This window comes from Pandoraea captiosa, assembly GCF_902459775.1.
Classification (GTDB): Bacteria; Pseudomonadota; Gammaproteobacteria; order Burkholderiales; family Burkholderiaceae; genus Pandoraea; species Pandoraea captiosa.
In genome coordinates this window covers 649,365-664,931 of record NZ_CABPSQ010000002.1, presented here as the reverse complement: position 1 = coordinate 664,931, position 15,567 = coordinate 649,365, and the positions used below count along the sequence as shown (strand labels likewise).

Sequence of the window (15,567 nt, the reverse complement as noted above, 5' to 3'; positions counted from 1 at the left end):
CTCGGATCGTCGGGCAACATTTTGGACTAGGTAACCGCGAGAGTCAGCGCCATCGCCTTGATGTCGCTACTTTGTGCGGTTAGTCCAAGGCCGGATTGAGGCCTTGCCCATGTCGGGCCTTAATCCGGCACCATGGCCGAAGGATGGTGGCCGCCGTCGCGTAGCAACTTGCACCCTATGCAGTTGGCTACTACGAATATTTACCGAAATGCTGATATACAAGTACATGCCAACAGCGAGGTTCTTTACGAACTTCAAACTTCGTTTCACGCCACCAAGCGCCCTGGCGGACCCACTTGAGTTGATCCCCGAGATTCGCCTTAGAGACCCGGACGGTTGCGCGCAGAACGTACCGCGTCGCGACCTTGAGTCGGCCATCTCACTCTTTCAGCAGGAGCACCCAAATGTTCCTCTCGCTGAAATACGCACTAGAGTGGCGTTGGCCGCAAAGATACTCGAGAGCTTGATGAGGCCCCAGGCAAAGGCGCGTGAGCACTTCCATATGTTCATGAGCGTCACCAATCCGAACATCGGAGTTCTGTCATTGACGACAGATCCAGGCAGCGCACCGATGTGGTCCCATTATGCCGATAAGTATAGTGGGCTTGCCGTTGGCTTCGATTCCGAGAGCAACTTCTTCCGCCCGGCACAGGGTGAGCCAAAGCATTGCGGCGAACTGGTGAGGGTCACGTACACGAACACGCCGCCGGTCGCTTATGTAGAGCCGGGGAAGATTGGTTTTTCAAAGGAGCTATTTTTCACCAAGGCGGAGTGCTGGAGCTACGAAAACGAATGGCGAGTCATTAAGTATCTTCTCCAAGCCCATGAAGTGTTAGCGGGCCCGAACGGGATACCGATCCATTTATTCAAAGTGCCACCGGACGCAATCAAGGAGGTGATATTTGGCTTCCGGATGAGCCCCGTCGCACGCGCCGCAGTAGAAATGGCGTTGGCAGAATTCGCCCCACACGTGGAGAGAAAGATGATTGAATTTTTGCCAAACGTTGGCCTTCGCGTAGTGAGGTGTTAGGTGAAACCACGTTCTCCCCTCGCAGATGAGATCGAACAAGCGTTCGCGACAATGCCCGCGCAGTTGCAAGCGGCTGCGCGCTTCGTGATCGACAATCCTGAGGACGTTGCTTTGCTTTCCATGCGCGAGCAGGCGAAGCGGGCGGGTGTGCCTCCGGCTACGATGATTAGGCTCGCGCAAAGGCTAGACTATGCGGGCTATGACGAAATTCGAGCAGTTCATGCCGAGAGCGTCCGGCGCCAGTCAACTGGGGTTGCCTCGCGGGCAAAGGAACAGATCGCGGGGCATCGGGCTAAGGGTCAAGCGGGGATTGCCGTCAAGTTTGTTGAGTCAGCGGCGAGGCACGTCGATGCGCTCGGCTCGGCCTCCTCGTTGCCCGCCCTGGTGGCCGCAGCCAAGCGAATTGCCTCTGCTAGGCGCATCTACGTCGTGGGGCTGCGACCTAGCTACGCCGTAGCGTTTCATCTGAGCCACCTCCTTGAGTTGATTGGTCTTGACGTTCGAATGCTCGAGGGTCCTGGAGGAACCGGCATTGATCGGCTGGCCGGTGCTGGCGACGCTGACGTGTTAGTCGGAATCAGTGTTCACCCTTACACGCGTGAAACGCTACGGCTAGCGGAAATCACCCGAGAGCTTGGCTGCTATCAGGTTGCAATAACGGACAGCGTGGTGTCACCACTGGCGAAAAACGCAAATGTGGCCGTCATTGTCGGCATCGAGAGCCCGTCGTTTTTTCATTCGATGACATCCTCCGTCGCTGCTGTCGAAGCCCTGGCTGCACTGGCAGCAGCGGAATGCGGTGAACATGCGCTGCGTGCTCTGGAAGTGCGTGACCAGCACTTCAAAGAGCTCGAACTTTTCTTGATGCCTCGACCGAAGCGTCGGCTGCAACGTGTCGAGAAAGTGAGGCAAAGAAAACGCGCACCTGAGCGTTCGAGTTAGGTATGCAAATTAGGAGCCTACCGTGTTTGCCAGGATCAAGCGTGTAATAGCCGGGTTGTCGCCGATTTTGCCTGGGATTCCCACGCCACACGCACGCTTGCCGTGCCGATAAATTACCTCGTCCGCCAAGTGAAGGATGCAGGTCGACCTACGCTCGAAGCCATCGGAGCTTAAGCCCGTTTCCTAGGGGCCTTGACGAGCGATTCGAGCGAGAGTCAAACTCATCTCATCCACTGCAGAGTCTAAAGCGATCGACGTCTGCGCGGGCTGCCGCTGTGCGCAATTGCACCGGATGCGGGTGCAGCGGAGCTCCCTCCGGAATGTAACGACCTCACACATGAACATGCCGAAGCCCCTGAGAGAACGGATTGCGCTTGCCACAGAGTTTGCCGCAGATGTTAAGCGTTTATTTAAGTGCGCTGCATCGGAAGGCCTAGAGGCAACAGATGATGATGTTGTGCGGGCTTGGTGCGACTACTCGGAAACCATATGTGCAGGTTGGCTGACACCTCCCGAAGATGATTCGGAACTCCGCGACATCCTACTCAAACATTTGCCCTCCCCAATAGGGAGCAGGCTGCGGTTTCGACTGACCCTCGCAGATGCTCGCGATGCCCCTGACGAACTGTGGCTCCCATTGCCGGAATCGCTGCTGGAGGCAATGGGGTGGAAAATTGGCGACCAGCCGACGTCCCGCCGTCTTCAGTAGCGTCGGGCTTTAGAGTCCGAGGGTTGATGTAACTGTTTTTCCGCCAGATTCCGGGCGTAGGTCGCTGGCGTTAATCCACCCAGTGATTTCTTCGGTCGCTCTTCGTTGTACTCCCGCCGCCAGGCTTCGATCACAACCTTGGCGTGAGTCAGACTGGTGAACCAGTGTTCGTTCAGGCATTCATCCCGAAGTCGTCCGTTAAACGATTCAATGTAGGCATTCTGGTTCGGCTTGCCTGGCTCGATCAGAAATAATTTCACGCCTCGCCCATGCGCCCAGCTCAGCATGGCACGACCACAGAATTCCTTGCCGTTATCGGTACGAATCACCTGCGGCAAACCGCGATGCAACGCTACGCGGTCCAGAATGCGCGGCAGCGCCAGTCCGCCAATCGCCCGCTCCGGAACGATGGCCACGGCCTCATGTGTGGCATCGTCGACCACCGGCAGATTCTTGATCACACGACCTTCCGCCGTTCGGTCAAACACGAAGTCCATCGACCAAACCTGATTAGCCGCCGACGGTCGCACCAGCGGTTGACGATCTGAGACCGGCACCTTCTTTCGCTTGCGCCGGCGCACCTGCAACTTCTCTTCGGCATACAGTCGCTCGACTCGCTTGTGGTTGACTGGCATGCCGGACTGCCGCAGTTTCAGGTAGATCATTCCCGAGCCGTAGCGGCGATGTCGCTGGGCCAGCGCGACGATCTGCTCTCGCAGGGCCTGATTGCGATCCGGCGCGGGCTCATAACGATATGCGCTGGCGCTCATGCCGATTATCCGCAGGGCTCGGCGCTCACTCAAGCCACTGTCGGTCATATGGCGCACCAGCTCTCGGCGGGCCGGTGCGCTCACCACTTTTTTCGCAACGCCTCGCGCGTGACCTCGTTTTCCAGCATCGACTCGGCCAGCAATTTCTTAAGCCGGGCATTTTCGGCCTCCAGCTCCTTCAGACGCTTGGCGTCGGGCACACTCATGCCCCCGAACTTGCTGCGCCACAGGTAGTAGCTCGCCTCCGAGAAACCGTGCCGACGGCAGAGCTCCTTAATCGGCAAACCCGCTTCGGCCTCGCGCAAGAAACCAATGATCTGTTCTTCGGTGAATCGCTTCTTCATGTCCAATCTCCTGACTACGTGATTGGACTCCAAATCGCCGTGCTACTCAAATTGGGGGAGACGTCGCACGCAGTCCTCATCGCACCGTCCTGCGCCTCACGACCGTTCCATTGATGATGCGCCGGTTGATCTTCTCCTTCCAACTCTTCTGCCCTGCCGACAAGTTCCGTTTACGTGCCGTTGAACGGAGAAACGCGGGTTCCTTGTCGAACAGGTAGCCCTTGGATTCCGCATATTCGATTACAGCCAAATTGGCGTTCGCGTTGATGTCGCTCTTGATACGGCGTAGGCCATCAAATAGGTTTCCGGTGTCGATCCCGATAAAGTTGTTGACACAAACGTTGCCCACATAGGTCATCTTCCCCGTAACCTTATTGCGCAGGTAGCAGTGCTCCTTGATCTCCTGTCCGCACGGGCATGAATCAAACTCCTCACTGACCTCGATGGATTCGAGTACCCATTCTGACCTCGCCGCTTCAAAGGTCGAAGCCTGCGAAAGGGAGAGAATGTGTTCTTTCAAGCGTTCAAAATTTGGACTCACCGCTACCCCCATCAATAAGAGTTGACCTTACTAGTCACTCGATCAGACGAACAGTTCCCCTCATTGCTAGCCAGAGCAATCGAAACGGCCCCAATCCGCATCTGGCACCTTCATAAAGGACTTACGAAGCAGCCTTCCTCAACTTCAGGGAGACGCCTAACTTCTCGAGCCCCGAAAGTAGGGATGCTTCACCGGCAACCTGGGGTGCTTCAGAGGGTTTGTGCTTGAATGCTTTGCACCACCCAAAGGTAGTGCTCTCCAGGTTCCTGATGATCCCTCGTTCTACCGGAATTCTCTCGCGCATGTGAGCGACCCACGCTGTCAAGGCATCCGCTGATTTAGGCACGTACACCATCCCGCGCAACGCCTCCTCTCGCTCAACGTAGAGATCCGGGCGAATTTTTCGAGCCGTCATCTTGCGCTCGATCTCCAAGAAGCACACGCGAAGACCTCTCACGACCACGCTCGCAAGGAGAATGCTTCGAAGCTGCCTATCGATATAGACCCAATTTCGATCGCTTTTACGCATGGCGACATCGTCGGGTACCGCGCAGAGCGGAATGAGCTTCGGCTCCCCCTGGGATTGAAACCCATGCTCAATCGAGTACCACTCAACACTCTCGATGACATACTTCTTCTGCAAGTGCAGGAGCGCACTCCACGTGTCTCTAAGTACACCATTCGGCGGCACGTCCATCAATGGGACGACCGATAAATGTCCGATCCCCTTGCCGCCGCCATGCGAATCGCCTGCCGCATATTGGTGAGGGGACTCTGCGGTAGCAAAGGGGACCGCCAAACGCGCCGTCTTGCGATGCCGACTATCGTGAACAACCCGAGAGGTACCCAGCACTTCGAACGCTGTATCCCACACCTCAACGGTCTCCGCCCCACCGTCCGGTGAATCGTCGGCGGTGACGTGCACAATGTCGGGAGAGAGGACCTGCCGGCGCCCACCGATGGGAAAGCCGCCAAGACCCTCTGCACCACTCTTACTCGCGTCAATCGTGTCGCGCAATCGGTGCAGCGGTGCCCCACCCGGTTCCGACCCACCGACAATGTTCAGCGCGAGGAAAGAGCCGTCGTCACCGAACGGAATCCCGGCCACTTTGAGTCTCGCTCGGCCACGGTGCCATGGCATAACGTCAATAAATGCGATTGACGCCTTCGATGGCTGAAACTGAGCTTGAATCTGACTGTTGATACTGCGTGCCGCGCGCGCCGTGTACTCGTCGTACTTTGCGTGTGCAAGAAAAATCACATCCCCATTGGCCATCTGACGACGCAGCTTTACCTTCCAAACGTCAGGCTCCTCGGGCTCACCAAGCGGCGCATAGAATTTACTCGATGGGCTTTGCCAATCCTGCCATGGATCCGCAGCCAGAAGCCTACGCAGGTTTGAGGATCGTCCGTAGCACCGTGAGTAAAACTCCAAACATGGCACCACGAGCTTGCCGCCCTGAACGAGGTCGAACATCAGCAATTTGTTCTTGTCGTACGTGTTGCTCAACCGGTGTATGCCTATCGGATAGGGTGGTTTCGCTCCGGAGTCAAATGCTTCTTCGAATGAGGATACGCACCATCCCCCCTCGTCGTACGAGACATCAAACTCTTTGACCGGATACCCTACGTGCTGCCGGCTTTCCCCGTCGTTCCAGATGCTACCAACGCTGAATTTCGACAAGAGCGCAATGGGCACGGGCCATAGCACGCTGTTGCCACTTACTTTGCCGTTCACCAACTGCCGGAAATCGACCAGCACCAATGGTTGGGCGTTGTCGAAGTAATTCTTCCGGATGCCGCAGTACCACCAGGCCAGCCAGTCGCCAGGCCCGAGCTTGAGAACGAAGTCAGCCCGAACGACTTCATCACGCGGGTATATTTGATCAGGTGCGATGTGCATTAATTTGTTAAGCGCCTACAACGCCATTCACCCGCCTCGTCGGTCAGTGATCGGCCATCACATTCAACGCAATGGCGTGATGTGGCAGCGGAACATACACGCTTGCGCTCAGCCTCCAATCAAGTAAAGTGATCTCGACACATTTACTCACGAAAGGGAACGCATAGACTGGCGAGTCAAATTGCAACTCTCTGATGGCGAAACTCTGAACCTGGAGCGCTCTTATCCAGAGGGGGCGCTACAGGAGACCGACATCGACGAATACTCCGTACGTGACGCTAACGACGTCGTTGTCGGTAGCGTTAAGCGGACGGTACACGTAGCCATCCGAGGGTTTCGAATCACCGAAACCGTCGAACAACGAGACTCAAAGGGAAATGTGATGAGCAGCGAAACCTGGGATGTGCGCAACTGAGGCCGATGTGCGACTGGCCAGTACGCATCAAAGCATCCTCCGCGACAGGAGTCGCGATGGATGCTTCTGCACACAGGTTACTTCTTCCGTTTGTTACGAATCACAATCCGGAAGGGCTGTCCGTTCGGGCGCCGGATCTTCCGGCCCTTCACGGTGATGGTCATCCTGTAGATGACTTGTTCGCCGTCTTCGTGCATGTTGGATTCCTCCAAAATGCGACTCCAACTTGTAACTTGACTTGACGGGCGTAAACAGCAACACCTATCATTCGGCTGCACTTCCAATGCACCGTAGTATCAAGATGCACAGCTCATGGAGTCTTTGAGCTTTGCATTTTCAGAGGCTCACAATGCTGCAAACATTGTGGGCCTTTTTCATGCCGCTTCGTCTTCTTCGTCCGGTGCGTTCTTTCTCCACTCGATGTCTTCCGTGAAGTCCATCGGGATAGTGATCGGCTCTTCTTCCGGATGGATGCTGTTCCAATGGTCGCTGTCCAACGTCAGTTGCAGACCATCGCCAATCATCTGCTCGCGACGATTGATGAGCGACTTGTGCATCTGCGGCCGCGTGGCTTCGTCGATGTCAACCCACAAAACCATCTGCTGCGTACCGTGCGTCTGATACAGGGCATGGTTGACTCGATACGGCCGGCCAGTCTTGGCATCCTTGCGAAACTCCTGACGCGCGGCCTGTGTAAACTCTCGAGCCAGCAGTGCCATGGGATCCTTCGGTTTCGGAACAGGCCACCCGTTCGCATGAGCGAATTTAGCGACCTTGTTCATATCTACCTCAGTTTCGCCAGTCGTCTCCTTATATCGACGGATCAGCCGCAGCATCTCCTCACTTTTCGTCACTAGACACTCCTTTCAACGGGCTACAAACCAACTGGAGCGACATCGCCCCAGCCATCGACGATAGCGGACGGTGCCACTATCGAACGAACCTTTGACAGGTGCGACCTGAAGCGGTCATAGCGCCCGGTCTTGTGCTGCAACTGGCCAGCGATCAGGCCAGGATGCACGTTGATCGTTTTGGCGAATCCGAGCAAATCCCGCTCAGCAAAGAAGGGGGCCTTTCTCGCGATGAAGGCCTCAAGCTTCTTCCGAGGGACGCAGAATTCCGCGGCTGCGGCGTTCGCCACTCGCTCCTCCTCCGACACGGAATCTCCGGTGCCAGCGCGCTCACCTTCGAGCTCGGCATCAAGAATGACCTGACGCGTGTCCTTGCCGTGCCCCTGGAGCACATGCTCGAGCTCATGGCGGAGCACGAACCAGAAATTGTCGATTCGGTCGTGGCGAATGGACATTCCGATCACCGGCGAGTGCTCATTCAGCCACATGCAAACGCCGTCGATTTTTGCCCCAGTCAGCGACTCAACGATGACAAAACGGATGCCGCATTCCGCCAAGATTCGCGGGACATGACGCACCTCTTCAGCCGCCGCAAGCAGCGTCGACAGCTTCTCGACAGCCTTGCGCCCGCCTTGTTGCGTATATTTCGGCACCAACATCTCAGCGGCGATCTCACGCACGCGATACAACCAAGCCATCTGCACCGCCGTGGCCGTGCCAAGGACCTCGGTTTTCTTGGCCGCGTGGGGCAGGAACTCGATCTCCGACGCCGATTCGACCTTAAAGAACTTCGACATCGCCTTTTCCACGGCCGGCACGTCGCGGGGATTTTCCGCATCCAACCATCCACGCTTGATCATCTCCGTGACCGGCAAGCCGCCAAAGAGCTGCGCGCGGGTTGCCCGCTTCGGGTCGGGGCGCGCCGTGATGCGCGCACGCGCCAAATCGTACGATTTCTGAAGATCCAGGAACACATCGGCTGGGACTGAGAAAATCTCTTCCAGTGCAATCGCCAAAGGCGCATCCACCGCGCGCTTGTCGGAAACGATGCGATTCACCCCGCTATCGTCGATGCCCAAAATGATCGCAAGCACGCGCTTGTGCCATCCACGCTCCTCCAAGAGCGCGTCAATGAACTGGCCAGGGGTCTTGTAATCGTTCGGTTCAATCTTCATGATGAGGCGATGATATGTGAGTTTGCGATTTTGCGCAAACTCACGGTTTCTGCAAATTTTATGTCTGCCCGAGCGAGGCGGGCGCACTCGTTCAGCCGAGCGGAAAAACGGTACTACCGAGGCCTATCAATGGTTCGCTTCACCGAGCCCACTTCTCCCGAAAGTGTCACTGCACATCGGCCCTCCATCCATCTGGCGGTGCTTTCGCTAGCGGGTTACGCAAGTGAAAGCGGATCAATATCCACATTGTCCACCGGAAACTCGCGCGAGAATGACACCCCAGCAACTTCTTACGGATGATCATGACGAAGAAACTCTTGGCCGGGCTGACCGCCTTTCTGATTGGCGCTATGGCAGTCATGGCAAACCTTACAAACATTTGGAGTTTCATCGAACAAAATTTCGGCGATGGCGGGCACGGCACTGAATTTGTCGGTCGTTGGAAAAATACATCGCATCACGTCGATCAGGATGGCATCGCCACTGATTTCGATGGGCAAAGCGAGTACTTCCAAAACGGGCACTTCAATTCCACAGGAAAAATGTCACTCTCTTGGCTAGACAAGGACAAGAAGCCCAACCGCATCGAGTATCAGCTAGCTTGGGCTGGGACCTGGTCCGTGAAGGGCAAGAAAATCCTTACCACCGCAGCAGACGTCAAGTCCCTTGCCACATCACTGGTTACCGAAGGTAAAGCGAGGAACCCTTACGAGGTCGCAACGCTTTTAGGATCCCCGATTCCGAGCCCAGCTCAACTCATTGCCAGCGGAACGACATACTCGGCCACGATTGCCAAGATCGATCACCGTCACATGGAGTTGCAGCAGCTCGATTTCCACGGATCGCCGTTCCTGGTTCTGGGTGATCGCGAGTAACGAAGCCTCGCTCTAGCCTTTGCCAGTCGGGGTGAAGCGCGCCCAAGACGGGATCCATAGATAATTGTCGCCAACGGACACGCTAAACCCACTGCCATCCGGACTTCTCACCACACTGCCGCCCGGCTTCACGTGGTCGTGAAAGTAGGCCAAGCCCGCGCGGATCCACTCCAGCTCAAATTCCGGCGAGTCGACGGCGCGCTTGGCCAGGGCAAGCAACACCTTTTCTCTGACACGTCGACGATGAGCGCGCAGCACGGACTCATCGATTCTTACGTTCAGCGAGGTGCCATGCTCGGCGTTGAGAAATCGTACAAACCCCGTGACTGCGGCCACTTGCCCTGGCGACTGGCTAAGGTACTTCACCAGTGCGGCTTGCGTTGGCAGGGAGCGCCCCTCGGCATCGACGGTAGACAGCAGCGCAAGTGCAGGGGTCAGTGCGAGACGATTCGAGCGAACTGTGGTCGCCCCAGCAACAACCTTCAGTTGCAACTTCCGGTGATAGGCCGCGAGGGCCACCCCTCCGACCGAAGTGACGGGCATCGCGCTCAACAGCGCATCAATCCGGCGTTTCTCGCTATCCGCCTCACGTGCCGACGCATCCACCGTAATTCTCCGCGTCTCCGCGAGCCAAGTCATCGGCAGGGCCACCCTGCGCAGAGCCGCGGCACCGAAATTAACCAACAGTACGTCGTAACTTGGCACGTCAGCCCAACGTTGCTCAATCACCGCGAAGAACTCTAAATATCGCCTCATGGTTTGGCTAGCCTTCATGGGCCCAATACGACAGGCCAGCCAAGCGACAAATTCCTCCCATAGCCTTTGACAGGCCACCGTCGCGAAGGATGCCTGGCAGATCTTCGAGCGTCGTTCAAGCAAGCCCGTCCAATAGCACGCTTCGCATTCGCTCACCCGCCCAGCAGGCATTGGGGCGGCACATTTCGGGCACGGTGACTCTCCGACGTTTCGGCAGCGCCGGCAAAGCATGCGGCCAGCACCATCGTCGAAGAGACGCCTATGGCGGCGGCAAGCCGAGCAGGCCGCGTGGTCCTGCTGCGCACAGGATGGACACACGGGGACATCGATTCCCAAACGTGTCACGCGAGACAGCCGCGTTGAAAGATCACCGCACTCGCCGCACGGTCGCGGCTCAATAAAGTGCGGTCGGCAGCTATTACACACCGGCCCATACTGTGTGAGCAGGCCCACGGGGCGCCCCGTTTCGCCGCATCGGGCACAGGGCGCTGCGTTCTGACAGGTCAGGCATACCGCGCCCAGATCGTTTGGAAGTCGTTTGAAATTTCCGCAGCAGGGGCACATGCGTCGCTTGAACTCTCGCGCGTAGCACGCCGCACAGTACCCAGTCGCTTTGTGCCGGCGATGAATCTTGGACACGGATCGGCCGCAGCAATCACATGTCACTATCGTTAAGTGATCGGTGGACGTCATCACAGTTTTGATCTTCTCTGCAATCGGGCACACATCGTTTCGACGGACCCACGACCTCGCCGACGCTGCGTTCTTTGGCCTGATCGCACCCGCACATGGGGTCTTGCGTCAGGCAGGGTGCCGACGATACTGTCAAAACAAGCTGGCGGATGATGCGTCGCCAAGCGGAAACATCCGACAGTCAACGATAGTTGCTGCGCTTCACGCCGGAAATCGGCTGCGCCCCGATCAAGAATACTCATAGCCCGGGCAAACAGATCGATTCGATCACGGGTTCCAAGCAGTTCGATCGGCAGCGCCGACACGGGCGCATGCACATCGTGAACGTCGATATCCATGCGCGCCAGGAACTCGATGAGGCCGGCATGCCGCGTGCGCATCCCGGCTCGGATTAGAAACACGATGAACCGGGCCAGAGCCAGCGCATCACATGGCGGCAGGCTAAGCTCACCGAATCGCGCATGTCCAGAATCCATCGAGGCATTGCACCATGCTTGGAATCTCGCAGCACCTGCGCTCAAAGGCACCCGGGGAGCCGAGCGCAAGTCAGCATGGCAAAAGGCACATATGGCTTGATGTTCATCTTGAGCACGTAAGCGATGTGGCTCAGGAGCACGACCACATGACCAGCACCTATCCCATAGTGAGCATTGGTGGAACTCACACCCTGTGCGCCAAGCGAGCCGCCCTTTGCGCCCGAAATATGGGTCTCGTACCGTGCTCATGCACTCCGGACAGAACTGAATACCGCCCAACCGCCGAGCGCCCCTACATCCTGCGGCAAGCACCCAAGGCCAAACAGCGCGCGGTAATTCCGAGCCACCTACGATCCGCTCACCGATACTCCGAAGGGTCAACTTCTCGTATGTCTCCCTGTGTTGCGATGGCAGGCCGCATGGCACGGGTAGAGTGCCTCTGTCCAAATCTCGCGCCCAGACTCTGAGGCCAGGCCAAAACGACGAAGTGACAACGATCGGCTCGCAACCCGAGGCAAGCGCACGCCTTACAAGCCACGAAGAAAGAAGCTCGTCCGACAACGGCGGAAAATGCTCAAACATACCGTGCGTCACACAGATATGTGACGTACCCCCTGAGTCGGCCGCATCCACGCTTTGGACTTGATAATCTTGTCGTCGATGCGCTCGGTGCCGGATTTGATCGCCTCTTGCGAGCACTCCACCAGCAGTCTGTGAAGGTTGCCCAAATTTCCATTGCAAATGGTATGCAGCAACGTTGCTCGTTCTGGCTCTGAAAGGTTCGAGGCCTCCTTCAGTGGCAATGTGCGCTCAAAGCTGAGCAACAAACGCTGGAATTCCTTATCAAGCGACCAGATGGGCAAGGGGAACACATCAAATCGGCTTGCGTGTTGTGGATCCGTGTGGAGTACTCGCACCGCCTCCCGGGTACCGACGCCCACAATCGGAATCGCAAGCTCGTTGCACAGCAGCTTGATCGCATTCATAACCTCACGCTGCTTGATCGCAGATCCCGTAAGCATGGAGTGAAACTCATCGATCACCAGCATGCGAACGTGGCAAGTCCGGAACATGTGAATGACCTGATAGCGCAGTTTCGCCGTAGGATCGGAAGCGCGATAAGTCGCGAAGAACTGCTCCAAGATCGAGATATACAGTCCCTTTTCATCCGCGCTCGGAGGTGCCTCGGCCAAGATCACCGGCTTGACAGCCTCCATTTCCTCGGTCACGTAGCCCTTGCCACACGTCTCCAAGAAGCGCCGAACGATCGTAGTTTTTCCGTTGTTTGAGTCACCCACAATTAGCAGACTGGGCATTCTCGGGCGCTGCGGCTTAGCAAGCAGACTCTGCAAGTTGTCGAGTAGCCTCTGTGCCGCCGTGTATCCGATCCAGCGCGGCATGTCGAGGTACGCCAGTCGCTCTGCATCGGAGAGCGCCAAAACGTGTTGAAACTCGGGACGAACGTGTGAATAGTTGTTGCTCATTCAATTTCACCAAACTCGGTCACATCTCCGGACAGAGCCTCGAGTATCGGGCGCGCGAGCGTAGGTTCAGGCGCCGTGGGCGCTGACACTGACTTCGCCCTCAACGGGTCAGCCGGAGAAATCTTTCGCTCATGCTCCTTGCGCCGCTGTGCCTGCCGTCGCGCGATCTTGGTGTTCTCCGATGCCTTATCGACTTTAGTGCGCAACTCACCGACGGCACGCAAAATCTGCGCTGGATCAGATCCATCCGAGCCGTCTTTCTTGATCTGCGCAGTCACCTGCGCGTATTCCCAGATGCTCATGGAAGGTAGCGACAGATCGGCGTAGGGCACCTTGAAATACTGCTTCAAGGCCGGATCGTAAAACCAGAGCGCGCTGATATCTCGAGGGTCTCGCCTGAAAATGAATTTCTGCTTTTTGCCTGTCTCCGCGTTCACAGCATTGATCCAAGGACGCAGCGCTTCCGAGTAATACTCCACATTGTCGACGGTGGTGCCGAACGTCTGAACGGTACGATGGAACGATGGCAAGAAGTCGAGCAACACCGTATGCCTGTCTGTCGGGCGCGGCTGCATCCCAACGCCCAACACATCGCCGTTGCCCAGCACACCAATTTCCCATTTCCGCAGCGGCGACATCATCAGCGCACTATGTTTACGGCCGTGATAAATCTTACAGATCAGCCCGACGAGCCACTCCTCAAACTCCGACTTGGTCATGACTGCCCGCTTTTCCGAGTCGTAGCCGTCGCGCTCTTTGACCGACGAGAACGTGGTCCCGGGGAGGTCGTGGATTTCTCTAAGCACGGTACCCAGCAAACGTTCGATGTGGCCGCCGTAGCGAGGCTGCTTGACCGGTCGGAATTCCAGATTGATGGCGTATTGCAGGCACGACTTCTGGAAGTTGTTTGATCGGAAATCGGCACCATTATCAACGTGGATCTTCTTCGGCAGCCCCCACACCGGCCATTGCGCGTCGACGTTGTGCAACGCAAGCCAATCTTCCTTCGGCAAGATCGAATGGGCGACGCACATTGCGACCGACGCCTCCGAAGGCGGGTCAAATGAAAGGTAGTAGCCGGTCACCATGCGGCTGAAGACGTCGATCGCCAAAGTAATCCACGGCCGACCGATCGGTTTGCGGTGTACATCATCGACAAGGATGATGTCTGCCGGCGTGTGATCAATCTGTATGACGGCCAGCGGGTAATCAGCGCCGGGAAACTTACCGGCGGTAGGAAGAAATCTATTCCTCGCCTTCTCAGCATATCCACGCCGACGAAGTTTCTCGCGCTCACTGAGCCGTCCGATTCTGAGGCGAATCGCAGAGTCGCTTGGTGCCTGAATCCCAACGGCAAGACAACGCCGCTGGATCTCGGTGATCGTCTTGCTCGGTGTGCGGCGTTGATCCGTTAGATAGAAGTCCCGCAACACCTCTGCGACCACCGTCTCGGCCAGGGGAGAGATTCGGCTCTTACCCGGTTTCCATCCGCGCGCGCGCGGGATGAGCGCGGACACAAGTCCAAACGGTTTGTATAGATTCCACCACCGATACAAGGAGCTGACGTCAACTCCCACCTCTGCTGCACGGCGTATGAAGGCCTCACGACCGACCACTTCTCCGTCCACGATGGGTTTGATCGCGGCAAACCGCGATTCCGCGACACGCCAGTCTTCGTCGGCAATTGCGTCCAAATCCGCGCTCCCAGCCGGAGAACGGTCTACGTCAGAGACCGGGCGCAGTTGATCTATTCGCAGCGCGCTGCTACGGCCGGTCTCAACGTCCACTCCAATCGCCGACTCGAAGTCCAGGATCTGCGTGATCTTGAACACGCTGTTCTCACGCTGAACAAACGCCCCTACATCTAGGTTCACGCGTTGACGACTTGGCAAATAGGCTGAGCCGTAGTCGTCGATTTGGTCGTTGTCATTCATGCTCAGGCACCCACAGTTCTGTATGTTCGCTGAGCGGCATGCTCATATCACATTCAATGCGACCGGCCCAAAGAAGGTGCCAAATGTGGGCGATACCTATTGCACGGTCGTCCCCCATGAAGTGACGCGCTACCAGGTAATGAAAAGGCGCCGCTCCCACTGCAGCGAGATTGCTCACGATCCAGGCCGATTCGGTTTCATCGAACATCAACCGTTCAAACCGTTCGAGGAACCGAATATTCAGTAGCGTCTGATCGCGGATCCTAGATTCATCGAAGATCTGAAAGCGCCAACCGTGCTCGTGGGCATATCGGCGTGCCGCCTTCCACTTCCCCGACCACGAACGCCAATGCGCACGCCACGCTTCACCGGGTTTGACCTCGACCAGCAATGGTTTTCGGTAGTTATCAAGGTTGGGAAAACCAGCGCGGTAATAGACGAGGAAATCAGGCGTATAGATGTTCGGGCGGCCCAGCGGCTCCAGAAAAGGAACCTCCACCGGTTGCGGCACAACATCGAGCACGTCACGCAGATGCGCCATTCGGATTAAGAAATCGCGCTCCAATGTCGACTCGTATTGGATCGCAGACAAACCGCGAAACATGTAGACGCCGGACACACTTCTGCGCGTCGGCCCGATGCGCCGTTTTTGCTTTACGGTAGGATAGT

At 56.9% G+C, this 15,567-nt stretch carries 13 protein-coding genes and 1 pseudogene; 3 read left to right on the top strand and 11 right to left on the bottom strand.

The annotated features are described in order from the left end of the window. Positions 1–208: 208 nt before the first annotated feature. Positions 209–1,030 (top strand): DUF2971 domain-containing protein, encoded by an 822-nt coding sequence (locus tag PCA31118_RS08240; protein WP_150624702.1) that lies wholly within the window; start codon positions 209–211, stop codon positions 1,028–1,030. After that, on the top strand, positions 1,031–1,972 hold the full coding sequence (locus tag PCA31118_RS08235; RefSeq protein WP_150624700.1) for a MurR/RpiR family transcriptional regulator: 942 nt from the start codon (positions 1,031–1,033) through the stop codon (positions 1,970–1,972). A gap of 702 nt (positions 1,973–2,674) precedes the next feature. Here PCA31118_RS08235 and PCA31118_RS08230 read toward each other — a convergent pair. From PCA31118_RS08230 to PCA31118_RS08210, 5 genes are all read right to left on the bottom strand, one after another. Next, positions 2,675–3,795, bottom strand: a protein-coding gene (locus tag PCA31118_RS08230) for an IS3 family transposase (protein WP_150624698.1) whose coding sequence is annotated in 2 segments (ribosomal slippage) — positions 2,675–3,537 and positions 3,537–3,795 — 1,122 coding nt in all. Because the reading frame shifts where the segments join, the coding sequence is not laid out codon by codon here. A gap of 76 nt (positions 3,796–3,871) precedes the next feature. Beyond that, entirely contained in the window at positions 3,872–4,348 is a 477-nt protein-coding gene (locus PCA31118_RS08225) for a hypothetical protein (RefSeq protein ID WP_150624696.1), read from the bottom strand. A 109-nt stretch (positions 4,349–4,457) separates the two neighbouring features. Then, the gene (locus PCA31118_RS08220; RefSeq protein ID WP_150624694.1) at positions 4,458–6,239 is read right to left on the bottom strand and encodes a hypothetical protein; all 1,782 of its coding nucleotides are present in this window, start codon (positions 6,237–6,239) and stop codon (positions 4,458–4,460) included. 789 nt (positions 6,240–7,028) lie between these two features. Beyond that, positions 7,029–7,508: a hypothetical protein gene (locus PCA31118_RS08215; protein WP_217431252.1), complete on the bottom strand. Its 480-nt coding sequence runs from the start codon at positions 7,506–7,508 to the stop codon at positions 7,029–7,031. A gap of 20 nt (positions 7,509–7,528) precedes the next feature. After that, on the bottom strand, positions 7,529–8,680 hold the full coding sequence (locus PCA31118_RS08210) for an ImmA/IrrE family metallo-endopeptidase (RefSeq protein ID WP_150624691.1): 1,152 nt from the start codon (positions 8,678–8,680) through the stop codon (positions 7,529–7,531). A gap of 302 nt (positions 8,681–8,982) precedes the next feature. Between PCA31118_RS08210 and PCA31118_RS08205 the strand changes: the two genes are divergently transcribed. Further along, complete coding sequence (locus PCA31118_RS08205) at positions 8,983–9,555, top strand: hypothetical protein (protein WP_150624689.1); 573 nt, start codon at positions 8,983–8,985, stop codon at positions 9,553–9,555. A gap of 12 nt (positions 9,556–9,567) precedes the next feature. Here the strand turns inward: PCA31118_RS08205 and PCA31118_RS08200 are convergent, their stop codons facing one another. From PCA31118_RS08200 to PCA31118_RS08180, 6 genes and pseudogenes are all read right to left on the bottom strand, one after another. After that, entirely contained in the window at positions 9,568–10,329 is a 762-nt protein-coding gene (locus tag PCA31118_RS08200; protein ID WP_150624688.1) for a hypothetical protein, read from the bottom strand. Positions 10,330–11,003: 674 nt separating this feature from the next. Further along, on the bottom strand, positions 11,004–11,480 hold the full coding sequence (locus PCA31118_RS27345; protein WP_246190133.1) for a hypothetical protein: 477 nt from the start codon (positions 11,478–11,480) through the stop codon (positions 11,004–11,006). Between the two features lie 177 nt (positions 11,481–11,657). Next, a pseudogene (locus PCA31118_RS27635) lies at positions 11,658–12,062 on the bottom strand (TniQ family protein); the annotation flags it as partial. A gap of 8 nt (positions 12,063–12,070) precedes the next feature. Next, entirely contained in the window at positions 12,071–12,964 is an 894-nt protein-coding gene (locus PCA31118_RS08190; protein ID WP_150624684.1) for a TniB family NTP-binding protein, read from the bottom strand. Beyond that, positions 12,961–14,898, bottom strand: coding sequence for a Mu transposase C-terminal domain-containing protein (locus tag PCA31118_RS08185; protein ID WP_150624682.1), 1,938 nt, complete (start codon positions 14,896–14,898; stop codon positions 12,961–12,963). Before PCA31118_RS08185 ends, PCA31118_RS08190 begins: the two co-directional genes overlap by 4 nt. Next, positions 14,891–15,517 carry a TnsA endonuclease N-terminal domain-containing protein gene (locus PCA31118_RS08180; RefSeq protein WP_246190132.1) on the bottom strand — a complete coding sequence of 209 codons (627 nt, stop codon included), beginning with the start codon at positions 15,515–15,517 and terminating at the stop codon, positions 14,891–14,893. The genes PCA31118_RS08185 and PCA31118_RS08180 overlap by 8 nt, the downstream gene beginning before the upstream one ends. Between the last annotated feature and the right edge of the window lie 50 nt (positions 15,518–15,567).

What these genes read in the sequence shown, in the direction of transcription:
- PCA31118_RS08185 (WP_150624682.1), bottom strand. Translation starts at nt 14,898, where the DNA reads ATGAATGACAACGACCAAATCGACGACTACGGCTCAGCCTATTTGCCA.
- PCA31118_RS08240 (WP_150624702.1), top strand. Translation starts at nt 209, where the DNA reads ATGCTGATATACAAGTACATGCCAACAGCGAGGTTCTTTACGAACTTC.
- PCA31118_RS08190 (WP_150624684.1), bottom strand. Translation starts at nt 12,964, where the DNA reads ATGAGCAACAACTATTCACACGTTCGTCCCGAGTTTCAACACGTTTTG.
- PCA31118_RS08220 (WP_150624694.1), bottom strand. Translation starts at nt 6,239, where the DNA reads ATGCACATCGCACCTGATCAAATATACCCGCGTGATGAAGTCGTTCGG.
- PCA31118_RS08225 (WP_150624696.1), bottom strand. Translation starts at nt 4,348, where the DNA reads ATGGGGGTAGCGGTGAGTCCAAATTTTGAACGCTTGAAAGAACACATT.
- PCA31118_RS08210 (WP_150624691.1), bottom strand. Translation starts at nt 8,680, where the DNA reads ATGAAGATTGAACCGAACGATTACAAGACCCCTGGCCAGTTCATTGAC.
- PCA31118_RS08205 (WP_150624689.1), top strand. Translation starts at nt 8,983, where the DNA reads ATGACGAAGAAACTCTTGGCCGGGCTGACCGCCTTTCTGATTGGCGCT.
- PCA31118_RS08200 (WP_150624688.1), bottom strand. Translation starts at nt 10,329, where the DNA reads ATGAAGGCTAGCCAAACCATGAGGCGATATTTAGAGTTCTTCGCGGTG.
- PCA31118_RS27345 (WP_246190133.1), bottom strand. Translation starts at nt 11,480, where the DNA reads ATGGATTCTGGACATGCGCGATTCGGTGAGCTTAGCCTGCCGCCATGT.